Annotated in this window: 23 protein-coding genes and 1 rRNA gene (1 of these 24 cut by a window edge); 18 read left to right on the forward strand and 6 right to left on the reverse strand. The window is 46.9% G+C overall.

Translation table 11 applies throughout. From position 1 onward, the window contains the following. Nucleotides 1–120 precede the first annotated feature (120 nt). Nucleotides 121–1,314: an MFS transporter gene (locus ABDB98_RS04185; protein ID WP_076983019.1), complete on the forward strand. Its 1,194-nt coding sequence runs from the start codon at nt 121–123 to the stop codon at nt 1,312–1,314. Continuing rightward, a complete protein-coding gene (locus tag ABDB98_RS04190; RefSeq protein ID WP_438421459.1) occupies nt 1,289–1,492 on the forward strand; it encodes a hypothetical protein in 204 nt (67 codons plus the stop codon). The genes ABDB98_RS04185 and ABDB98_RS04190 overlap by 26 nt, the downstream gene beginning before the upstream one ends. On the opposite strand, the gene ABDB98_RS04195 is transcribed toward ABDB98_RS04190, so the two are convergent. Beyond that, a complete protein-coding gene (locus tag ABDB98_RS04195) occupies nt 1,478–1,630 on the reverse strand; it encodes a small, acid-soluble spore protein K (RefSeq protein WP_003155495.1) in 153 nt (50 codons plus the stop codon). The two genes, ABDB98_RS04190 and ABDB98_RS04195, sit on opposite strands and share 15 nt — an antisense overlap. Nucleotides 1,631–1,753: 123 nt before the next feature. On the opposite strand from ABDB98_RS04195, the gene ABDB98_RS04200 reads away from it, so the two are divergent. The 6 genes from ABDB98_RS04200 (at nt 1,754) to ABDB98_RS04225 (ending at nt 7,779) form a co-directional block, all read left to right on the forward strand. Beyond that, nucleotides 1,754–2,023 (forward strand): YfhJ family protein, encoded by a 270-nt coding sequence (locus ABDB98_RS04200; protein WP_016936717.1) that lies wholly within the window; start codon nt 1,754–1,756, stop codon nt 2,021–2,023. A 132-nt stretch (nt 2,024–2,155) separates the two neighbouring features. Then, a complete protein-coding gene (locus tag ABDB98_RS04205) occupies nt 2,156–2,683 on the forward strand; it encodes an SH3 domain-containing protein (protein WP_438421460.1) in 528 nt (175 codons plus the stop codon). Between the two features lie 85 nt (nt 2,684–2,768). After that, nucleotides 2,769–3,101, forward strand: a complete 333-nt coding sequence (locus tag ABDB98_RS04210) for an SdpI family protein (protein ID WP_438421461.1) — start codon at nt 2,769–2,771, stop codon at nt 3,099–3,101. Next, the gene (locus tag ABDB98_RS04215; protein ID WP_438421462.1) at nt 3,098–3,958 is read left to right on the forward strand and encodes an alpha/beta fold hydrolase; all 861 of its coding nucleotides are present in this window, start codon (nt 3,098–3,100) and stop codon (nt 3,956–3,958) included. Before ABDB98_RS04210 ends, ABDB98_RS04215 begins: the two co-directional genes overlap by 4 nt. 218 nt (nt 3,959–4,176) lie before the next feature. Beyond that, a complete protein-coding gene (locus ABDB98_RS04220; protein WP_438421463.1) occupies nt 4,177–5,157 on the forward strand; it encodes a glycosyltransferase family 2 protein in 981 nt (326 codons plus the stop codon). Nucleotides 5,158–5,193: 36 nt separating this feature from the next. After that, nucleotides 5,194–7,779 (forward strand): YfhO family protein, encoded by a 2,586-nt coding sequence (locus ABDB98_RS04225; protein WP_438421464.1) that lies wholly within the window; start codon nt 5,194–5,196, stop codon nt 7,777–7,779. Here the strand turns inward: ABDB98_RS04225 and ABDB98_RS04230 are convergent. After that, complete coding sequence (locus ABDB98_RS04230) at nt 7,776–8,759, reverse strand: metal-dependent hydrolase (protein ID WP_438421465.1); 984 nt, start codon at nt 8,757–8,759, stop codon at nt 7,776–7,778. The two genes, ABDB98_RS04225 and ABDB98_RS04230, sit on opposite strands and share 4 nt — an antisense overlap. 225 nt (nt 8,760–8,984) lie before the next feature. Here ABDB98_RS04230 and mutY point away from each other — a divergent pair, with 225 nt between their 5' ends. Beyond that, complete coding sequence (mutY, locus tag ABDB98_RS04235; protein WP_060963250.1) at nt 8,985–10,082, forward strand: A/G-specific adenine glycosylase; 1,098 nt, start codon at nt 8,985–8,987, stop codon at nt 10,080–10,082. A 6-nt stretch (nt 10,083–10,088) separates the two neighbouring features. Here the strand turns inward: mutY and ABDB98_RS04240 are convergent, their stop codons facing one another. Then, nucleotides 10,089–10,313: a hypothetical protein gene (locus tag ABDB98_RS04240; RefSeq protein WP_016936709.1), complete on the reverse strand. Its 225-nt coding sequence runs from the start codon at nt 10,311–10,313 to the stop codon at nt 10,089–10,091. Nucleotides 10,314–10,395: 82 nt separating this feature from the next. Here ABDB98_RS04240 and fabL point away from each other — a divergent pair, with 82 nt between their 5' ends. The 5 genes from fabL (at nt 10,396) to ABDB98_RS04265 (ending at nt 14,302) form a co-directional block, all read left to right on the forward strand. Next, nucleotides 10,396–11,148, forward strand: a complete 753-nt coding sequence (fabL, locus tag ABDB98_RS04245; RefSeq protein WP_047476564.1) for an enoyl-[acyl-carrier-protein] reductase FabL — start codon at nt 10,396–10,398, stop codon at nt 11,146–11,148. A 66-nt stretch (nt 11,149–11,214) separates the two neighbouring features. After that, complete coding sequence (locus ABDB98_RS04250) at nt 11,215–11,385, forward strand: gamma-type small acid-soluble spore protein (RefSeq protein ID WP_438421466.1); 171 nt, start codon at nt 11,215–11,217, stop codon at nt 11,383–11,385. Nucleotides 11,386–11,545: 160 nt separating this feature from the next. Beyond that, nucleotides 11,546–11,812 (forward strand): YgaB family protein, encoded by a 267-nt coding sequence (locus ABDB98_RS04255; protein ID WP_003155476.1) that lies wholly within the window; start codon nt 11,546–11,548, stop codon nt 11,810–11,812. A 135-nt stretch (nt 11,813–11,947) separates the two neighbouring features. Further along, the gene (ntdP, locus tag ABDB98_RS04260; RefSeq protein WP_003155475.1) at nt 11,948–12,478 is read left to right on the forward strand and encodes a nucleoside tri-diphosphate phosphatase; all 531 of its coding nucleotides are present in this window, start codon (nt 11,948–11,950) and stop codon (nt 12,476–12,478) included. Between the two features lie 81 nt (nt 12,479–12,559). Continuing rightward, nucleotides 12,560–14,302 carry an ABC transporter ATP-binding protein gene (locus ABDB98_RS04265; RefSeq protein WP_049628142.1) on the forward strand — a complete coding sequence of 581 codons (1,743 nt, stop codon included), beginning with the start codon at nt 12,560–12,562 and terminating at the stop codon, nt 14,300–14,302. Between the two features lie 76 nt (nt 14,303–14,378). Here ABDB98_RS04265 and ABDB98_RS04270 read toward each other — a convergent pair whose 3' ends face one another. Continuing rightward, nucleotides 14,379–15,446 (reverse strand): aromatic acid exporter family protein, encoded by a 1,068-nt coding sequence (locus tag ABDB98_RS04270; protein WP_016936706.1) that lies wholly within the window; start codon nt 15,444–15,446, stop codon nt 14,379–14,381. Nucleotides 15,447–15,655: 209 nt separating this feature from the next. Continuing rightward, entirely contained in the window at nt 15,656–16,945 is a 1,290-nt protein-coding gene (locus ABDB98_RS04275) for a glutamate-1-semialdehyde 2,1-aminomutase (RefSeq protein ID WP_049628143.1), read from the reverse strand. A gap of 156 nt (nt 16,946–17,101) precedes the next feature. Between ABDB98_RS04275 and bcp the strand changes: the two genes are divergently transcribed. Further along, nucleotides 17,102–17,575, forward strand: coding sequence for a thioredoxin-dependent thiol peroxidase (gene bcp / locus ABDB98_RS04280; protein WP_438421467.1), 474 nt, complete (start codon nt 17,102–17,104; stop codon nt 17,573–17,575). A gap of 124 nt (nt 17,576–17,699) precedes the next feature. Then, a complete protein-coding gene (gene perR / locus ABDB98_RS04285; RefSeq protein ID WP_013351502.1) occupies nt 17,700–18,137 on the forward strand; it encodes a peroxide-responsive transcriptional repressor PerR in 438 nt (145 codons plus the stop codon). Nucleotides 18,138–18,171: 34 nt separating this feature from the next. Here the strand turns inward: perR and ABDB98_RS04290 are convergent, their stop codons facing one another. Further along, entirely contained in the window at nt 18,172–18,525 is a 354-nt protein-coding gene (locus ABDB98_RS04290) for a YgzB family protein (RefSeq protein WP_007408568.1), read from the reverse strand. Between the two features lie 202 nt (nt 18,526–18,727). Between ABDB98_RS04290 and ABDB98_RS04295 the strand changes: the two genes are divergently transcribed. After that, nucleotides 18,728–19,612 (forward strand): nucleotidyltransferase-like protein, encoded by an 885-nt coding sequence (locus ABDB98_RS04295; protein WP_016936703.1) that lies wholly within the window; start codon nt 18,728–18,730, stop codon nt 19,610–19,612. Nucleotides 19,613–19,841: 229 nt separating this feature from the next. Beyond that, nucleotides 19,842–20,845 (forward strand): 16S ribosomal RNA (locus tag ABDB98_RS04300) (it continues 546 nt past the right edge of the window).

Consider the following 20,845-nt stretch of genomic DNA (forward strand, 5'->3'; position numbering starts at 1 on the left):
CTTTTTTTCGGGCACATTCGTTTCAAACGTTCAGTAAAAAATGATTGAATTCAATTTCGATATCTTTTAAGATGAAATTCGTTGTTTTTTTTATTAAAAAGGAGGCGATTCGCGTTGAATATCAAAATGAAACAGCCATCAGTGAAATTAATGATTTTTGTTTTAATGATTTGCACGTTTTCCATCGGGTATACGGAATATGCTGTCATGGGTATTTTGACGTCGATTGCCGATGACTTTCATATACATGTGTCCTCAGCGGGCATGCTTGTTACGGCGTACGCGGCAAGCGTCTGCCTGACGGGTCCGATCGTAACCATTATCGCGGTTAAGCTCCCGAGAAAACCGGTGCTGCTCGGGTTGATGGGCATCTTCGTCCTTGCCAATCTGATGAGCGTCTTTGCGCCAAATTTTGCCGTGCTGGCGATTTCCAGAATTTTATCCGCATCCATTCACGGAGCCTTTTTTGCGATTGCTATGGTGTTTGCAAGTGAAATGGTGCCGCCTGAAAAACGTTCCGCCGCCGCTGCCTCGATGAACGGAGGATTAACTGTGGCGCTGATGCTCGGCGTTCCGTTCGGCTCTTATTTAGGGGATGCCCTTAATTGGCGTGCCGTCTTTTTCATTATTTCTGTTTTAGGCCTGATCGGACTGATCGGCCTGATGCTGGTCGTACCGAATCAAAAACCGAAAGTGATTCCGATGCTGATGAATGAATGGAGTGTCTTTAAGCATAAGCAAGTCATTTTTTCCTTTGCGATCACCATTCTCGGCTACTCAGGCGTTTTTATCGCTTACACGTTTATCGAGCCGATTTTAAGAGATTCAGCGGGATTCGGCACGGTCGGCATCACAGGCGCGTTATTTGCCTACGGTCTCGGCGGAGTGGCGGGGAATTTTTTCGCAGGGAAAGTGCCGCTCAAACTGCTGACACGCACAATGATCGGCGTGATGATCGGCTTGATCGGCGTCATGGCGATTTTCCCTTATATCGCTGTGTTTCCCGCCGCCGCCGTTTCGGCGACATTTTTATTCGGTGCGTGTGCGTTCGGCACGCCGCCGCTTTTACAGACAAAGGTTATATCTTCCTCTGAAAACGGCACGACGATCGCCGCCGCGGTGAGCGTTTCCGCCTTTAACCTGGCAAACGCGCTCGGCGCCTGGATCGGCGGTTTGATTCTCGGCGGAACGGGATCGTACTCATGGCTGTTTGCCGGCGGTGCGCTGATGACCGCTCTCGGCCTTGTGCTGTCCACGTTCGCTCATCTGTCTGAGAAGAAGGACGTTTATGAATACCAAATGCATAAAGGATAACAAAAAGCTTGCAGCGGATATTCCGTCCGCAAGCTTTTTCAGTTTTCATCACGGTGAGCCGTCAGCCGGGCAGCAGTTTTTCACTGACATATTACGGACTCAAGAGGATTTTTTCGGGATGCAAAAAAGAGACCGGATCATTCCCGGTCTCTTTACGGTCTGTTTATCGTCTGCCTGAAGCTCTCATGCGCTCTTGCGGGTGCGAATTAATTGAACCGTCCGCCCGTTTAGAAGCGTAGTCATCTTTTGCCCGCGGTTCGCCTTCAAACTTATTATTGTTCTGATTAGGAAATCCTTTTGCTTTGTTCCGGACCATTTGTTTTCCCCCTCGGCCAATATCAAAAGGTTGCGCCTTCTGGACTGAAGACGTAAAGTTAGTATATGCCTGTGACAAGCTGCGTAAAAGCAGCAGGTTTTCCCAAGGAAAGGAGACAGAGACATGAATACATATATCGACAAACTGACGAATTTGCTGCTTGAGAAAAATGATATGCTCAGCTATTTGCAAGCGCGTACTTGGGTGGAGCTTTTATGGGGAGATTTCGAAGCGACTTACGCAAAAGCCGGTCGCCCGTATCAGGGAGAGCAAATGACAGAACGCGTCGTCAAGGAATGGATTGAATCGTACGGCAGCAAGCTTCATATGTTCCAAAGCATGCGGGAAGACGTTTCTCATTATTTGGATCAAAGCAGGGGACTCCTGCATTAACATAATAGTGCGTTCCGCCGGAATCTTCCGGCGGTTTTTTCTTTTTATAAAAGAAATAGGAAAATCATGTTTGATGACCCGCAAAGTGTGGAATTGTGTAATAACTTAATAAAATAGCGGGGAGGAACCACAATGAACATGAAAAAAGGGTTAACCGCAATTATTCCGGCCGCAGGACTTTGCTTATTTTTAGCCGCAGGCACTGTTTTTTTTGATCCGGCAGCGAATGCCGCAGCAGTTCAGCAGACAAAAATAGACACCGCAGCAGATACATATATCGTGAAAGCAGGAGAACTTAACGTCCGTAAAGAACCAAATAAACAAGGGCGGATTGTCGGCACGCTCCGTTCAGAAGATGCCGTAAAGGTTAAACAGCTTGAAGGGGCAGATTGGGCCGAGATTAACTACAAAGGCCAGAAAGCCTATATCTCCACTCATTTTCTGATGAAGCAGCCGATGAAGGCAGTGACCGCGAAACAAACCGCTTTTTATACGCCGACTTTGGAAACCGGCAAAAAAAGCTCCGTGAACGCGGGGGAAACCGTCAATGTGCTCGGCTGGGGATTCAGCCATGACGGAGGATTTGACCGTAAATGGGCGTACGTCACATACGGCGGGAAAGCAGGTTATGTGAAGACGGCCGACTTAGTTCAAAAATAAAGATTCAGGCAGGCGGATGAGCCTGCTTTTTTTCTGAAACGTTCCGCCTTTCCTTTCGTATGAAATGAAAAGGAGAGTGACGGATATGATAATGGTAATCGGCGGCCTTCTGATGGCTGCAGCCGGCATTTTAGTCACACTTTTCCCGCCGAAGTCAATTAACAGCCTGTACGGATATCGGACAAAACGCTCTATGGCGGATGAATCCCAGTGGAGAGAAGGCAACCGTTTCAGTGCGATCCTCATGATTCTGTTCGGCCTTCTGACGGCTGCGGCCGGATTTGCGGGCAGCCTGCTCATTCCGCTCACACAGCCGTACAGCCTGATCGTCCAGGCCGTATGTTTGATCGCGATCAGCGCGCTGATCATAGCCTTAACAGAAAGAAGATTAAAACAAGTGGGGAGGAGAACTGATTGAATGACATCACTTTTCACATGATCGAAACAAACGGGGTGACGCTGCACACGGCTTCAGCGGGTCCGAAAGACGGCCCTTTGGCGGTGCTGCTGCACGGGTTTCCGGAATTTTGGCACGGCTGGAAGAGCCAGATCAAACCGCTTGCGGATGCCGGATACCATGTTGTCGTGCCCGACCAGCGCGGCTATAATCTCAGTGATAAACCGGAGGGCATTGAAAACTATACCATTGATAAACTCAGGGATGACATTATCGGGCTGATCACCCACTTTACAGATGACAAGGCCGTCGTCATCGGTCACGATTGGGGAGGAGCCGTAGCCTGGCACTTGGCATCCACGCGGCCGCAATACGTTGAAAAATTGATCACGGTCAATATCCCGCATCCGGCGGTTATGCGGAAGGTTACACCGTTCTACCCGCCGCAATGGAAGAAAAGCTCTTATATCGCATTCTTTCAGCTCCCGGAAAAACCTGAGCGGAGATTATCTGAAGACAATTACCGCGTATTGGATCACGCCATCGGCTTATCCGAACGCCCGGAGCTTTTTTCACGGGAAGATGTCGACAGCTACAAAGAAGCGTGGGGCAGAAAAGGAGCCCTCACGGCTATGCTGAACTGGTACAGGGCGATCAGATGCGGCGGTTTAGGCCCTTCAGTTCCGCTTAAAATGTCTGTTCCGTACCGATTAATATGGGGCGTCAATGACCGCGCGCTGAGCAAAAAGCTCGCTTTGGAAACAAAACGGATGATTCCAAACGGCGACTTAATCTTCATAGACGATGCCTCGCATTGGGTCATTCACGAAAAACCGCGCATCGTCAGCCATTTGATTCATGAATACCTTCAGCAATAAAGTCTGTCCCGCGTACAGACTTTTTCTTTTTTTTTCTCATATCTGCCGAAAAACATGACAAAATAAAAATATATAACCATATGCAGAAAAATTTTTCTTTCCCTGTAACGAAAAAAGGGTTTAAACGACTTTAAAAAAAGGAAAAGCCTTACTGAAGTTTTGCGGACTATTCCACTAAGGCCGTATTAAAAAAAGAATAATACAAAGAAGGTGCCTTCATGAAACAAAGGTTAATCTCAATTATTATTCCGTCTTACAATGAAGGAAACAACGTCAAGCTCATCCATGAATCTTTAAAAAAAGAGTTTCAAACGATTCATTATGACTATGAAATTTTCTACATTAATGACGGAAGCGCGGATGACACCCTTCAGCAGATTAAGGAACTGGCCGCCAGAAACCATCGCGTCAAATACATATCTTTTTCCCGCAACTTCGGGAAAGAAGCGGCCATTTTGGCGGGGTTTGAACACGTGCAGGGCGAAGCGGTAATCGTGATGGACGCCGATCTGCAGCACCCGACGCATCTGCTGAAAGACTTCATTCAAGGCTATGAAGAAGGGTATGACCAAGTCATTGCGCAGCGCAACCGAAAAGGGGACAGCCCCGTGCGTTCCGTGCTTTCTTCCCTGTATTATAAATTTATTAACAAAGCCGTCGAAGTGGATCTGCGTGACGGAGTCGGGGATTTCCGCCTGCTGAGCCGGCAGGCCGTTGATGCCCTTTTGAAGCTGAGTGAAGGGAACCGCTTCTCAAAAGGGCTGTTCTGCTGGATCGGGTTTGACCAGAAAATCGTATTTTATGAAAATGTCGAAAGGAAGAACGGCAAGTCCAAATGGTCATTCAGCAATCTGTTCAACTACGGAATGGACGGCGTCGTCTCCTTTAACAACAAACCGCTGAGGGTTTGCTTTTTCACCGGTATTCTGATATTGCTTCTGTCGATGGTTTATATTGTAACGACCTTTATTCATATTCTGACAAACGGCGTGTCCGTTCCCGGATACTTCACCATTATTTCCGCCGTGCTGTTTTTAGGAGGCATCCAGCTTTTGAGTCTCGGCATCATCGGCGAGTACATCGGCCGGATTTACTATGAAACGAAAAAACGCCCGCACTATTTAATTAAAGAAGCGAATATTACGTACGGAGAACAAAATGAAACGAATTATACAAAAAAGCGCAAGTGGAACCATTAAACAGCCGCCGCTATGCGCAGGGTCTGGAGACGTTGTATGAAAAAAAATAAATGGATCTTGCCGGCAGCCTGTGTGCTGGCTGCGGCAGCCGCTCATATTTTTTTCTTGAAGGAGTGGTCAGAAGGCCGCTATATGACGGGGTCTGGAGACGGGATCGCCCAAATGGCGGTCTTCAAAAAGCTGCTGTTTGACCAATATATGAACGGCCGGCTGTTTTACAGCTATTCGTTCGGAATGGGCGGGGGAGTGTACAGTCAGCTCGGCTATTATTTCTCTACTTCTTTTCTCTTTCTGTTTATCTCCGCCGCTGTCCGCATCCTGCAGCTTATGCAGCTGTCGGGTGACGCGGATGCGCTGTTTTGGGCCCAGGCCTCCGTTTTTATCAGCATCGCTAAGCAGAGTTTCGTCATATTCACGGCAGCCTGTGTGTTCCGTTATTTCGTCAAACGGACAGTGCCTGCTTTTGTCGGCGCCGTGTTGTACGGGGTCTCGATTATCTACTTCCGGCATGAGGTGTATTGGGACTTTTTCACTGACAGTATGGTGTGGCTGCCGCTGCTCGTGCTCGGCGCGGAAAAAATCATCACAGAAAAAAAGCCGGCGTGGTTTATCTTCGCCTGTGCGCTGACATTGATCAACAACTTTTATTTTGCGTATATTAATCTGATTTTCATCGGCATTTACATCTTATTCAGATGGATCATTCATCTTGAAGACAATGAAGCCAAAAAGCTCACTCAATGCAGAATGTTTATTCTGTCAGGCCTGCTCGGCTTCGGCATAAGCGCAGTCTCCTTTATTCCTGTCGTATACGGATATCTTCATAATCTGCGGCCGCCGTATTCAGAGCAAATTACATGGCTTGATTTTTCCGACAACATTTTATTTTCAAGCCGGATAATCATTCTGCCGGCGGTTTTTTTGCTTTTTCTATTTACATTTTCTTTATACAAAAACCGGCTGTTCCGGCTGTTTGCGGGAATCAGTCTGCTGTACATTCTGTTTCACTTCAGTCCGTTTGCGGCAAGTGCTTTTAACGGTTTTTCAGCTCCGCAAAACAGGTTTGAATACGTCCTGTGCTTCACGATTGCCGGAACGGTCGCAGCAGGGCTTTCTAAGCTTTCAGACATCAGCATGAAGAGTATGCTGATATCCGCCGTACTCGCCGTTCTGCTCTATTGGAGCCAGGTGAGGCGGTTCAGCCTGGATATTTCTGATCAGGCCAACCTGCCTATCCTGCTCCTTCTGGGGCTGACCATTATCGCTTTCCTTGCAGCAAAGACAAGACTGAAAGGCGCGGTGCCCGCCGTCTATGCCGTCATTCTCTTGACGGCGGTGCTGACGGCTAATACATATGAAAAATATGCGTTATCAGAAGGCGGGAAGATTTATACGGTATCGCATACCTTTATGACGGGTCCTGACTATAAGGGTAAAGAACAAACAGAGCTTATTCAGCGTCTGAAAGAAAAAGATCCTGATCCCTTTGCCCGTTTAGATTGGATGAACGGAGTATTCAATAACACTCCGATCATTTACGGGTTCAACGGATTCAGCGTATACTCAAGCATCCTGAACCGCAATCTGCTGTCCTTTTACTGGAACGACCTACAGATTGATATGGGCAGGGAAAGCGTCAGCCGCTATGCAACATTAGGAAACAGGGCTAATTTATACAGCCTGCTTTACGGAAAATATTATATGACGGAAAAAACAAACGAGGCCGGCGTCCCTTACGGATTCAAAAAAATCATGGAGTCATCCCGCTATGCGGTTTATCAAAATCAATATGTGCTCCCGTTCGTCCGGACAGCCGATCGTGTATATAACGAGGGCGACTTGAAAAAAGCGCCCGCCCTTGCCAGGGAGCGGGCGATGCTTGATGGGATCATCACGGAATCGAGCACAGTAAAAACGAAAAAAGCGCCAGAAGTGAAAAATATGATCCGTCAGGCAAAGGTAACGGCCGACCATGCGGGTTATCAAGACGGCGTCCTGACGGTAAACGAAGACGGCGGCGGCCTGATCATTACACCGCACGGCGCTGAGGCTGGCGGCGGAGATTATTATGTCAGCTTTTATTTATTGAACAAAGCGAAGGACCAGGGATTTACATTAAGAGTGAACGATTACACGACAACGAGAAAATCGAATCAATCCATTTATAAAACAGGTGTAAATGATCTCACCGTCAGAGTGCCAAAAACAAAAAACATTCAAATCCGGCTGCCGAAAGGAACGTATCAGCTCGACAGACTGGCGCTTTACGAAGAACGGTACGGAACACTAAAAAATGCATACCGAAAAGCGGAAAAAGAACCGCCGGCCGATCTCAGCTGGCGCGGAAATACGCTTCATATCTCGTATAAAAACAAAACCGGCGCGCCGTACATCATGCTTCCGATTCCATATGAAAAGGGCTGGGAGCTGAAGGTAAACGGCAGACAAGAACAGGTTGAAAAAGCGGATTATTCCTTTATCGGATTTAAAGCGCAAAAAGGAAAAAATGATATTCAATTAACGTATTACCCGCCGTTTTTTAAACCGGCTGCCGCTCTATCGGTGATCAGCCTCGTGTTTGCCGCCATATATGTGAGAAGACAAAAAAAGCCCGGCTCTTAAACAGAGCCGAGCTTTAATTTTTTCTGCAGTTTTTCCTCGCTGAAAATCCAGCCCGTGTAAGAAGAAAGAGGATCTAAATCATGACTGAGGTGAACGATGGCGACAAAGGGGTAGTGCCCTTTGCTTCGATAGCGCAAATCAATAAAGCGCACCTCATAATGATCTTTAAAGGTATCGACCTCCCACCTGTAAACGGGCGAGAACGATAGAAAAGCTGCAATATTTTCATCCTGTTTCGCGGCCTTCATCACATCGGTTTCCGGTACGGGCACGCGGTTGAATGTATCCAATATCACCACATGGCCGTCAAGGCTTCTGCCGACATAAAAGGCATGCGCCGTTGTTACGGCGATTCGCCACTGCCTGAATTTCATCGTCGGCGAAATAATGATGGTTTCAATTTCTTCTTCAATCATCTCACGCAGCCGCCGCTTAATCCGCAGCTGCATCAAAAACCGTACGGCGTAATATCCCGCGAGGATGATATACAGCGTCAAAAATGTCACGCCCGGATGGCCTCCGATATACCACACGGCAATCGCGGCCAAATGGCTGATGAAAATAAACGGGTCAAAGGTATTGATGAGACCGAGAGCGACCCATTTTTTCGAAAACGGGCGGATGGCCTGCGTTCCGTACGCGTTAAAAATGTCGACAAACACATGCAAAACGACAGCCAGAAGCGTCCACAGCCACAAGTGCAGAAAGTTCGCTTCCGGGTAAAACATAAACAGAATGCCCGGAATCAGAATGGACCAAAATAAAACGGCGGGAATGGAGTGCGTGAACCCTCTATGATTTCGAATATAAACGGCATTATTTTTCAGCTTCAATATGGTATCAATATCAGGTGCCTGAGAGCCGGCAAGAGCGGCGATCATAACTGCCTGAGACATGGGGGTATGCATGCCGACGGCAGGATCGAGAGTTGCGATTCCGCCAAGCGCGATGCCCATGACAACGTGAGTGCCAGTATCCATTGGTGACCTCCTAGCAGGCGTTATACATCAGTCGCCCGCATATTTCGCATTATAAGATATTCCCCATTTTCTGTTTGCCCAATCATGGCGTTTATCCGCCGTTCTCATATGTTTCCGCTTTTTCTTTATCACTATTTAATGTAACATATTATCGTAACGTGCCCTTAGTTTACACCAAAATACAGTGTCAAGAAAAGCGGGACCCGAAACATCTGAGGAGAAGATATGAACGCACTTGAAGAAAAATTGAAACAAAAAGATATAGACGCATTTCGTGAGGACTTAGTTACATGGTTCGAAAGAGAACAGAGAATTCTGCCGTGGAGAGAAAATCAGGACCCGTATCGGGTGTGGGTGTCAGAGGTCATGCTGCAGCAGACGCGCGTAGATACCGTCATCCCTTATTTCCAACGGTTTCTTGAGCAATTTCCGACCGTCTCGGCGCTCGCTGAAGCCGATGAGGAAAAAGTGCTCAAAGCCTGGGAAGGGTTAGGCTATTACTCCCGTGTGAGAAATCTGCAAAGCGCCGTAAAAGAAGTGCACGAGCGGTACGGAGGAGTCGTTCCTGACGGGGAAAAGGAATTCGGCGGACTGAAAGGTGTCGGCCCTTATACAAAAGGCGCCGTGCTCAGCATCGCATACAACAAGCCGATTCCGGCCGTAGACGGCAATGTGATGCGTGTCATGTCGAGAATTCTTTCCATATGGGACGATATCGCAAAACCGAAAACGAGAACCATTTTCGAACAGGCGGTATCCGCATTCATTTCTCATGAAAAACCTTCTGAATTCAATCAGGGTTTAATGGAGCTCGGCGCGATCATCTGCACTCCGAAATCGCCGTCCTGTCTGCTGTGCCCCGTGCAAAAGCACTGTTCGGCATTTGCGGAAGGGACAGAGCGGGAGCTGCCCGTCAAAAGCAAAAAGAAAAAACCCGGGGTGAAAACAATGGCAGCCGTTGTGCTGACAGACGACCAGGACAATGTCTATATTCATAAACGGCCGCCAAAAGGATTGCTCGCCAATCTGTGGGAGTTTCCGAACACCGAAACCCAAAAAGGAATCAAAACCGAAAGAGAGCAGCTTGAAGCCTTTTTAGAAAAAGAGATGGGAACAACCGCTGAAATCGGGGAGCTGGAAGGCATCGTTGAGCATGTTTTTACTCATCTCGTCTGGAATATTTCGGTCTTTTTCGGTAAAGTAAAACAAGTGTCGGATACATCAGAATTAATACGGGTCACAAAAGAGGAACTCGGGGAATATGCTTTTCCCGTTTCCCATCAAAAGATTTGGAAAATGGCGGACGAGAGCGGCCGCCGGTAAAAAGCGTCAGTCATAGCTGACGCGCGTGCCGTGGCTGTAATCCGCCTCATTCCGTTTCAGTCCGCCGCGGGCTTCGATTTCCTGAATCAGTTCCCGGTATTTGGACTGGCCTTCCTCGTTTAAATACGGCATAATTTGCTGGAAGGCATGGTGGAAATAGGCGAGCTCTGAATCTTTCCAATCTTGTTTGGGCATCATAGCCAATTCGCCCATATCACGTCCGACATACATATAAAAAGACCCCTTTCAACAATTATTGCTTTTATTGTTTGTTGAATGAAAAGAACTATACGCAGCAAGGAGCTGAGGAAAAATGGAACAAAATAAATGCGCACTGATCACAGGAAGCAGCCGAGGCGTTGGAAAAGCGGCAGCCATCAGACTCGCGGAAAAAGGCTACAACATCGTCATCAATTACGCCCGCAGTAAAAAAGCGGCATTAGAAACAGCCGAAGAAATTGAGAAACTCGGCGTTAAAACGCTCGTCATTAAAGCCAATGTCGGCCAGCCGGCAAAAATTAAAGACATGTTCCGCCAGATCGACGAAACATTCGGCAGACTGGACGTATTCGTCAATAACGCGGCTTCAGGCGTGCTGAGACCGGTCATGGAACTCGAAGAAACACATTGGGACTGGACGATGAATATCAACGCGAAAGCATTGCTTTTCTGCGCTCAGGAAGCGGCAAAGCTGATGGAGAAAAACGGAGGCGGCCACATCGTCAGCATCAGCTCGCTCGGCAGCATCCGCTATCTTGAGAACTATACGACGGTCGGTGTCTCAAAAGCCGCTTTAGAAGCGTTAACCCGTTACCTGGCGGTTGAGCTTTCTCCGAAAAACATCATCGTAAACGCGGTTTCCGGCGGAGCGATTGATACGGACGCGCTGAAGCATTTCCCTAACAGAGACGAATTGCTTGAAGATGCCCGCCAAAATACGCCGGCCGGACGAATGGTCGAAATTAAAGATATGATCGATACGGTGGAGTTTTTAGTTTCTTCAAAAGCGGACATGATCCGCGGCCAGACCATCATTATCGACGGCGGACGCTCTCTGCTCGTATAAGTTTTTAAAAAACATGAATAGCCTTAACACCTCCTGCACATTCTAAAGTGCGTGGAGGTGATAACAATGGCAAACTCAAAATACAGCAAAACAGACGTTCAGCAGGTGAAAAAACAAAACCAGCAATCAGCTTCCGGTCAAGGTCAATACGGCACTGAATTCGGCAGTGAAACTGATGCACAGCAGGTAAGAAAGCAAAACCAATCTGCTGAACAAAACAAACATCAAAACAGCTAATCACTGAAACAAAAAAGCACTTCATCTTCGGGTGGAAGTGCTTTTTTCTTTTATCCAAACGACAAAACTTGTGATTCCTCTACAGAATGAGTCAAAGGGTTTTCCTGCAGAAAATCGAAATGGTAAGGAGTATCAACCTAAAAGCCTAAGGAGGAACCCGATGTCAGAGTTTGAAAAGCTTGTAAGTGAACAGATGAAGATCATGGATCAGCTTCTCGAGCTGCAGTCAGAACTCGACCGCTGCCGGCAGGTGGAAGCGGAACTCATCAGTCTGGAAAGAGATGCAAAGCTGGACAATGTACAGGACGAAATTGCGACAAAGCGAAAAGATCTGGCCGGCATACAGGAGTTATTCCAAAGGCAGACAGAGCAAGTCATCCAGTCTTATCGCAGCACGGAAAAGCCGTCTTCCTATGTGCAGAAATGAATGTGCCATTCCGGAAGCGGAGTGGTTCTTTTATTTTCATTTTTTAATTCGTAACGGTATAATAGTGAAAAGACTTGTCGGAAAGCAATTGCGGCTGCATTGACTGCAGGGCTTTACAGAAAGTAGGGGAGAAATATGGGATATCCCAAGGAAGGAGAAACCATTCAAATTCACAGCTATAAGCATAACGGGCTGCTTCATCGAATTTGGAATGAAACGACGATTTTAAAAAGTACGGAATTGTGTATCATCGGAGCTAACGACCGGACAATGGTGACCGAATCCGACGGACGGACGTGGGTGACGAGAGAACCGGCGATCTGCTACTTTCATGCCCGTCAGTGGTTTAACGTTATTGGAATGCTGAGAGATGACGGGGTTCACTATTATTGCAACATCAGCTCGCCGTTCGCTTATGACGGGGAGGCCATCAAATATATTGATTACGATTTGGATGTCAAGGTGTTTCCGGATATGACGTATAACATTCTTGACGAAGATGAATACGATGATCACCGCAAATCAATGAATTACCCTAAAGAGATCGACAGCATTCTGAAGGAGTATCTGAATACGCTGCTGCACTGGATTCATCAGCGGAAAGGACCGTTTGCTCCGGAATTTGTTGATATGTGGTATGAACGGTATCTGCGCTATACAAAATAAAGAATATAATAAAAACCTGTTGGGGTGTCAACAGGTTTTTCACATGGGCTCACACGCCTTAAAGAGAGAGGGGGATAAAGTGTGGGCGTAATCAGACGCTATATGCAATTTGTAAAACCTTATAAAAAACAAATCTTTATCACAGTGTGTATCGGTATTATAAAGTTCTCCATCCCGCTGGCTCTCCCGCTTCTGTTAAAATACGTAGTCGACGACATTATTCAAGGGAGCGGCACGGCAAGCGCTAAAACGTCATCACTATTCACGATTATGGGCATCATGTTCGTGCTGTTTTTAGTCCTGCGTCCGCCGGTAGAGTATTATCGGCAATATTTCGCGCAATGGACGGGCAGCCGGGTGCTCTACGATATCAGAGGAGTATTGTTTGACCATATTCAAAAATTGAGCCTGCGGTTTTATGCCAATACGAGGACAGGCGAAGTCATTTCCCGGGTGATAAATGATGTCGAACAGACAAAAGACTTTGTCATAACGGGACTGATGAATATCTGGCTTGATATGATGACGGTGCTGATCGTCATCTGTATTATGTTCACACTCGATATCAAGCTGACACTGATATCTGTCATTTTATTTCCGTTATACGGAATTTCAGTGAAATACTTTTACGGCCGTCTCCGAAAACTGACACGCGAGCGTTCTCAGGCTCTCGCTCAGGTGCAGGGCCATTTGCACGAAAGAGTTCAAGGGATGCCCGTTATCAGAAGCTTCGCCATTGAGAATTATGAACAAGCCAATTTTGATGAGAAAAACGGACATTTTCTGGACAAAGCGATCCGTCATACGAATTGGAACGCCAAAACATTTGCGGTCGTAAACACCATTACGGATTTAGCGCCGCTGCTCGTTATCGCGTTTGCGGGCTATTTTGTCATAAACGGCCCGCTGACAGTAGGAACAATGGTTGCATTCGTCGGTTACATTGACAGAATGTACAATCCGGTCAGAAGATTGATCAACTCATCGACGACGCTGACCCAGTCGATTGCTTCAATGGACCGCATATTTGAATTTATCGACGAGCCGTATGAATTGACTGATAAACCGAATGCCGTCAAAGCTGACGGCATTAAAGGCGAGGTTGAATTCCGAAATGTCTCGTTCTCCTATGAAGAAGGGAAAGAAAAGATCTTGCGGGACGTTTCCTTAAAGGTGACAAAAGGGGAGACAGTTGCGCTTGTCGGGATGAGCGGCGGCGGAAAATCGACGCTTGTCAGCCTCATACCGCGTTTTTATGATGTGTCCGGCGGCAGCCTGCTGATTGACGGCACAGATATTCGCGATTATGAAGCGAGAAGCCTCCGCAATCAAGTCGGAATGGTGCTTCAGGATACATTTCTGTTCAGTGAGACGATTCGTGAAAATATCGCCATCGGTAAACCGGGAGCGTCTCTGGATGAGGTGGTTGCGGCTGCGAAAGCGGCAAATGCCCATGAATTTATTATGGGTTTCCCCGAAGGCTATGAGACCAAAGTAGGCGAGCGGGGCGTCAAATTGTCAGGCGGGCAGAAGCAGCGGATTTCGATCGCCCGTGTATTCTTAAAAAATCCGCCGCTGCTGATTTTGGATGAAGCGACATCGGCTCTTGATCTTGAAAGTGAACACTACATTCAGGAAGCGATGGACAAGCTTGCGAAAAACCGGACGACATTTATCGTCGCCCACAGGCTGTCCACGATTACGCATGCGGATAAAATTGTCGTCATGGAAAACGGCTCCGTCATTGAAACCGGCACGCACGAAGAATTAATGGCGCGGGACGGCCAGTACAGACATTTATTTACGATCCAGAATTTAAATTGACTGAAAAACTTATGCCGACCGAATGGGCGGCATAAGTTTTTTTATACAAAAAAACCCGGTTCTTCTTAGCACCGGGTTACTCATCATCGTCTGTTTCTAATTCGCTGTCTTTCGGGTGGTATGTCTGAAAACTCGTAATCAGTGTATCAAGATGTTCCAGCTGCTCGCGGTATTCCGCAACCGCAGCCATAATGCTGAGCATATTGTAATCAAGCAGTTCATCCTCGCAGTTCTGCTGATTTTTCAAGAAAGACTTCGTCAAAAGCTGTTTATATCTTATGCTTTCTTCAGCATCGTCATCATGCGGCTTAATCTTGCCGACAGTCCGCATCAAAATTCTTTCGTGCCAATGAAGCAGATAATCAATTTCTTCTGTCAGCGTCTCCTGAAATTCCTCCGGCATATGATAAATCTCGTTTTCATAGCGATGCAGCTTTTTCAGCGTATCAAGCGCCCGGTTCGCCGTAATAATCGCCTGTCTGAATAAAACAAGCTTGCGCGACTTTACATACGTCGTCTTCTTAAAGTAGCTTCTCTCTTCTTTATAAAGAAGATACGTATGGTCAAGCTTCATCATCTTTTCCTTCAGCTTCTCAATATCCTCTTTCAATATCGAGTGCTCCGTCGACTGGCGCATGGTCAGTCTGATCCATTTCATGATCTCATCGGTATATTCAACCGTATGATGAGTCAGTTTCGTTTCGTATTTCGGCGGAAGAAACACAAGGTTCACAATAAAGGAAGACAGCACGCCTAAAATAACGGTGCTTGTTCGAATCAGAGCGAACGTCAGGAAGCTGTTTCCCGGTGTTTCCAAAATCGCGATAACCGTAACGAGCGCAATCGAAATGGTGTGTTCAATTTTCAGTTTTAACATAATCGTGATGACAATGACTGCGGTCAATCCGATCATAATCGGACTCGGTCCGAAAATCAGTCCGAATACCGTAGCGATGACAGCGCCGATGATATTTGCCTGCACCTGATCAATAATGATAAGAAAAGACCTGTAAATAGAGGGCTGTATGGCAAATATAGCTGCAATCCCGGCAAAGATCGGCGACGGAAGTCCGATCCATGATGCTAAGTAGAGGGCGAGCGTAATCGCAATCCCTGTTTTAAAAATGCGGGCACCAAGTTTCATTGGTTTGTGCGTGCATTCCTTTCTCTAATAAATTATGTGCCGAACGAACGGCTGACACTTACATTTCCCTGTCGGTTTATTTGCTAAACAATAAAGTAATATACAGGGATCATACCAATTATTCAAGGTCTTTTTTTGAAAAAACCATTATCTCACAAATCGGACAAAAAGAAAAAGCGGAAGCCCCGGGCTCCCGCTTGTTTCAGCAGTTATTTTTTCATATGTCTGAACGCATCTTCAACCGCTTTTAAAGTGGCGTCGATATCTTCTTCAGTATGTGCGGTTGTGATAAACCAAGCTTCATACTTCGACGGGGCGAGATTGATCCCGCGTTCTAGCATCAGATTGAAGAACTTGGCAAATGCTTCTCCGTCCGTATTTTCCGCCTGCTCATAATTGACGATTTTTTCATCACTGAAGTAAACCGTAAGCGCGCCTTTTAAACGGTTGACGGTAATGGTAATGCCATGTGTCTCCGCATGGGCGAGAATGCCTTGCTCAAGTCTGGCGCCGAGCTGATCAAGCCGCTCATAAACGCCTTCTTCCTTCAGCACTTCCAGACAGGCGATACCTGATAAGATGGATGCGGGATTTCCGGCCATCGTGCCGGCTTGATATGCCGGACCGAGCGGAGCGACCTGCTCCATGATCTCTTTTTTGCCTCCGTAAGCGCCGATCGGCAACCCGCCTCCGATGATTTTTCCGAGCGCCGTTAAATCAGGCTTTACTTGGAGAAGATCCTGCGCGCCTCCGTACATAAAACGGAACGCCGTGATCACTTCATCATAAATGACGAGCGCGCCCGCTTTGTGGGTCAATTCATTGACCTGTTCCAAAAAGCCTTCTTTAGGTTCAACGATGCCGAAATTGCCGACAATCGGCTCGACAAGAACCGCTGCAATTTCTGAACCCCATTTGTCCAATGCGGCCTTGTAGCTGTCAATGTCATTGAAAGGAACGGTAATCACTTCTTTGGCGATGCTTTTCGGCACACCGGCGGAATCGGGGGTGCCGAGCGTAGACGGACCTGAACCCGCAGCGACAAGCACGAGATCAGAATGGCCGTGATAGCAGCCTGCGAATTTAATGATTTTTGTCCGGCCTGTATAAGCGCGTGCAACCCGGATCGTTGTCATCACAGCTTCAGTACCCGAGTTTACGAACCGCACTTTATCAAGTGAAGGAATGGCCTCCTTCAGCATTTTGGCGAAAGTGACCTCATGCTTAGTCGGCGTTCCGTACAGTACGCCGTTTTCAGCGGCTTTTTTAATCGCTTCTGTAATATGCGGGTGGGCATGTCCGGTAATAATCGGACCGTAAGCCGCTAAATAATCAATATACTGGTTCCCGTCTACATCCCAGAAATAAGCGCCATTTGCTTTTTCCATCGCAACTGGTGAACCGCCGCCCACCGCTTTATAGGATCTGGACGGGCTGTTCACGCCTCCCACGATATGCTCTAACGCTTCCTTATGAAGTTCAACTGATTTTGTATACAAAAAATGACCCTCCTAATATCTCCTTACATCATATTCTATTGTAGCATGCTTCAATGCGAGCACAACGGTTCAAGCTTCCAGAAAAGAGCGGGGGATAACGGTTGTAATCTTAACGCGAATTGGATACGCTTAATAAAAAACCCGGAGGTATAAGAAATGACGATTGAAATCGGACAAGCAGCACCGGATATGAAATTAGTGAACGACAGCGGAGAAAAAGTATCATTAACGGATTTTAAAGGGAAGTACGTCGTGCTCTATTTTTATCCGAAAGACATGACACCCGGATGCACGACGGAAGCATGCGATTTCCGTGATCAGCACGAAAATTTCGCGGGACTTGATGCGGTTATCATCGGAGTAAGCCCTGACAGCCGTGACAAACATGAAAAATTTAAGCAGAAACACGATCTTCCTTTCCAGCTCCTCGTCGATGATGAGCACAAACTGGCGGAAGCTTTTGATGTGTGGAAGCTGAAGAAGAATTTTGGGAAAGAATATATGGGAATCGAACGCTCCACCTTTCTGTTAGACAAAGAAGGCCGTCTCGTGAAGGAATGGAGAAAGGTAAAAGTAAAAGATCATGTTGCGGAAGCGCTTCGCGAATTGGAACAAATTGCGTCTAATTAATGGACAAATGCTGAACTCACGGGGTTTTCGTCAGATTGCATTTGACAGGAGACCGGGAAAAGATGTACACTAATTATAAACATTATAAAGTAAGAATCTTTTTTAGAAGAGAGGTGCATGACGGATGGCTGCACATGAATTAAAAGAAGCCTTAGACACGTTGAAGGATACGGGAGTCCGGATTACTCCTCAACGTCATGCCATTCTGGAATATCTCGTGGACTCTATGGCTCATCCGACAGCGGACGATATATATAAAGCCTTGGAAGGGAAATTCCCTAATATGAGTGTTGCGACAGTTTATAACAATTTGCGTGTATTCCGGGAAGCGGGGCTTGTAAAGGAGCTTACGTACGGAGATGCGTCCAGCAGATTTGACTTTGTCACCTCTGACCATTATCACGCCATTTGTGAAAACTGCGGAAAAATCGTGGACTTCCATTATCCTGGCCTTGACGAAGTGGAACAGCTTGCGGCTCACGTAACGGGGTTTAAGGTAAGCCACCATCGTTTGGAGATTTACGGCGTCTGCCAAGAATGCTCCAAAAAAGAAAACCATTAAACGAAGCTGACCGCTTTGATACGGTCAGCTTCGTTTATTTCACACTGTTTTTTCTATTATAAGACTCATCGAACGCTTTGCCTTCCAAACCTTTATCCAATGTAAGCGGCTCTCTGCAATGCATGCACATATCCACTCTGCCCAGAATCTTCGTTTCTTTCTCGCAGGCGGGGCACATCACCCGGACCGCTTTTGTGGACAGCATGCCAATCCAAAAATAAACGGCAGTGCTGAGCCCGATCGACAGCAGGCCGAGAATCATAAACAAGCTGGCAAGCAAAACAGACTGCTTAAAGAACAGCCCGATGTACATAATGATAAACCCAACGAAAACCAAACTTAACGCAAACGTTCTGATCTTATTAATTTTGCTTGAGTATTTCGCCATGTCCATCCCCCTCTGGTTTAACTATAGCACAAATCAGATGGCATATTCTTCATGTTTTCGTAAGAAAAGGGAAGAATAGATATGGCAGCTGAAAGGAAATTTGTTATAATAGTTCAATGTGTTTAGAAAAAAGGACTTTCATGTTTTATCATAGAAATGTAGAAACAAAAGCTTGTGAAACAATCGCATTGGAGGAATCGTAATGGACAATCTTCTCCGTCCAATTTACCAAGAAAGAGCAAGTCATCCCGATACGCTGGCCGTCCTTATGATTGAGAGAAGGAGCAAAGCATCATCCATCACAGATAACTTTGATGCGGTCATGCTTGTCATTGTCAAACAGGCTGAAGAGCCACTTTTTATAAAGCATTATGAATTCGAACACAAAACCGCTTCCTTACATATTGTAACGGATGCCCTGCTCCAGGAATGGATTCTGCTGGGGACAAATAGAAGAGTTATAGATTGGATCATAAACGGCAAGGTGCTGTTTGACCGCAATGAATATATATCTGAACTCAATGACCGGCTCAGCACTTTTCCTTTCGCCGAGCGGAAATTAAAGATCGGAATGGAATACGGCAAGCTGATCAGAAGGTTTGTAGAAGGAAAAGCGTTTTTTGAAGCTGATCATTTTCTGGATGCATATTATGCGGTCGTGCATGCTCTTCACCACTTGGCCCGCATAGAAGTGATTGACCGGGGGTTCTATCCTGAAACGACTGTCTGGAATCAGGTCCGCCATATTGAGCCGCAGGTATATAAGTTATATTCCGAACTTGTCGAGAGTCACGAAAGTTTGGAGAAAAGGCTCGAATTATTATTCTTAGCAAATGATTTTCTCATCCATTCAAAAGCTGAAATCGGTTCGGCGCATCTTTTTCAAGTTATGAGTGAAAAAGAAATGTGGCAGTTTGGAGAATTGCTCCAGCATCCTGAGCTGGCGCCTTTCACCCAAGATCTCGGTGTCATGCTTGATTACCTGACGGAAAAAGGTTTTATTGAAGTATCTCAAATAGAGACAAAAGGGCAGGAAGTATATCATCGAGGATATTCTTTCAAAAAAAGTGTTGACGCTGAATTATAGGCGTGTTATATTATTAAACGTCGCTGATGCGCTTCGACAAAAAGCACACAGCGGCGGAGAAATAAAAACAAAAAAACATTTGACAGCAACTTGCTGAAATGTTATACTAAGAAAGTCGCCTCGAGATGAGGTCGAAGATGATCTTTGAAAACTAAACAAGACAAAACGTACCTGTTAATTCAAAGTTTTAAATAAATCGCACAGTGATGTGCGTAGTCAGTCAAACTACTTATCGGAGAGTTTGATCCTGGCTCAGGACGAACGCTGGCGGCGTGCCTAATACATGCAAGTCGAGCGGACAGATGGGAGCTTGCTCCCTGATGTTAGCGGCGGACGGGTGAGTAACACGTGGGTAACCTGCCTGTAAGACTGGGATAACTCCGGGAAACCGGGGCTAATACCGGATGGTTGTTTGAATCGCATGGTTCAGACATAAAAGGTGGCTTCGGCTACCACTTACAGATGGACCCGCGGCGCATTAGCTAGTTGGTGAGGTAACGGCTCACCAAGGCGACGATGCGTAGCCGACCTGAGAGGGTGATCGGCCACACTGGGACTGAGACACGGCCCAGACTCCTACGGGAGGCAGCAGTAGGGAATCTTCCGCAATGGACGAAAGTCTGACGGAGCAACGCCGCGTGAGTGATGAAGGTTTTCGGATCGTAAAGCTCTGTTGTTAGGGAAGAACAAGTGCCGTTCAAATAGGGCGGCACCTTGACGGTACCTAACCAGAAAGCCACGGCTAACTACGTGCCAGCAGCCGCGGTAATACGTAGGTGGCAAGCGTTGTCCGGAATTATTGGGCGTAAAGGGCTCGCAGGCGGTTTCTTAAGTCTGATGTGAAAGCCCCCGGCTCAACCGGGGAGGGTCATTGGAAACTGGGGAACTTGAGTGCAGAAGAGGAGAGTGGAATTCCACGTGTAGCGGTGAAATGCGTAGAGATGTGGAGGAACACCAGTGGCGAAGGCGACTCTCTGGTCTGTAACTGACGCTGAGGAGCGAAAGCGTGGGGAGCGAACAGGATTAGATACCCTGGTAGTCCACGCCGTAAACGATGAGTGCTAAGTGTTAGGGGGTTTCCGCCCCTTAGTGCTGCAGCTAACGCATTAAGCACTCCGCCTGGGGAGTACGGTCGCAAGACTGAAACTCAAAGGAATTGACGGGGGCCCGCACAAGCGGTGGAGCATGTGGTTTAATTCGAAGCAACGCGAAGAACCTTACCAGGTCTTGACA

Origin of the sequence: Bacillus siamensis (assembly GCF_051628075.1) — a bacterium.
Classification (GTDB): Bacteria; Bacillota; Bacilli; order Bacillales; family Bacillaceae; genus Bacillus; species Bacillus siamensis.

What these genes read in the sequence shown, in the direction of transcription:
- ABDB98_RS04190 (WP_438421459.1), top strand. Translation starts at nt 1,289, where the DNA reads ATGAATACCAAATGCATAAAGGATAACAAAAAGCTTGCAGCGGATATT.
- ABDB98_RS04195 (WP_003155495.1), bottom strand. Translation starts at nt 1,630, where the DNA reads ATGGTCCGGAACAAAGCAAAAGGATTTCCTAATCAGAACAATAATAAG.
- ABDB98_RS04200 (WP_016936717.1), top strand. Translation starts at nt 1,754, where the DNA reads ATGAATACATATATCGACAAACTGACGAATTTGCTGCTTGAGAAAAAT.
- ABDB98_RS04205 (WP_438421460.1), top strand. Translation starts at nt 2,156, where the DNA reads ATGAACATGAAAAAAGGGTTAACCGCAATTATTCCGGCCGCAGGACTT.
- ABDB98_RS04210 (WP_438421461.1), top strand. Translation starts at nt 2,769, where the DNA reads ATGATAATGGTAATCGGCGGCCTTCTGATGGCTGCAGCCGGCATTTTA.
- ABDB98_RS04220 (WP_438421463.1), top strand. Translation starts at nt 4,177, where the DNA reads ATGAAACAAAGGTTAATCTCAATTATTATTCCGTCTTACAATGAAGGA.
- ABDB98_RS04225 (WP_438421464.1), top strand. Translation starts at nt 5,194, where the DNA reads ATGAAAAAAAATAAATGGATCTTGCCGGCAGCCTGTGTGCTGGCTGCG.
- ABDB98_RS04230 (WP_438421465.1), bottom strand. Translation starts at nt 8,759, where the DNA reads ATGGATACTGGCACTCACGTTGTCATGGGCATCGCGCTTGGCGGAATC.
- mutY (WP_060963250.1), top strand. Translation starts at nt 8,985, where the DNA reads ATGAACGCACTTGAAGAAAAATTGAAACAAAAAGATATAGACGCATTT.
- ABDB98_RS04240 (WP_016936709.1), bottom strand. Translation starts at nt 10,313, where the DNA reads ATGTATGTCGGACGTGATATGGGCGAATTGGCTATGATGCCCAAACAA.
- fabL (WP_047476564.1), top strand. Translation starts at nt 10,396, where the DNA reads ATGGAACAAAATAAATGCGCACTGATCACAGGAAGCAGCCGAGGCGTT.
- ABDB98_RS04250 (WP_438421466.1), top strand. Translation starts at nt 11,215, where the DNA reads ATGGCAAACTCAAAATACAGCAAAACAGACGTTCAGCAGGTGAAAAAA.
- ABDB98_RS04255 (WP_003155476.1), top strand. Translation starts at nt 11,546, where the DNA reads ATGTCAGAGTTTGAAAAGCTTGTAAGTGAACAGATGAAGATCATGGAT.
- ntdP (WP_003155475.1), top strand. Translation starts at nt 11,948, where the DNA reads ATGGGATATCCCAAGGAAGGAGAAACCATTCAAATTCACAGCTATAAG.
- ABDB98_RS04270 (WP_016936706.1), bottom strand. Translation starts at nt 15,446, where the DNA reads ATGAAACTTGGTGCCCGCATTTTTAAAACAGGGATTGCGATTACGCTC.
- bcp (WP_438421467.1), top strand. Translation starts at nt 17,102, where the DNA reads ATGACGATTGAAATCGGACAAGCAGCACCGGATATGAAATTAGTGAAC.
- perR (WP_013351502.1), top strand. Translation starts at nt 17,700, where the DNA reads ATGGCTGCACATGAATTAAAAGAAGCCTTAGACACGTTGAAGGATACG.
- ABDB98_RS04290 (WP_007408568.1), bottom strand. Translation starts at nt 18,525, where the DNA reads ATGGCGAAATACTCAAGCAAAATTAATAAGATCAGAACGTTTGCGTTA.
- ABDB98_RS04295 (WP_016936703.1), top strand. Translation starts at nt 18,728, where the DNA reads ATGGACAATCTTCTCCGTCCAATTTACCAAGAAAGAGCAAGTCATCCC.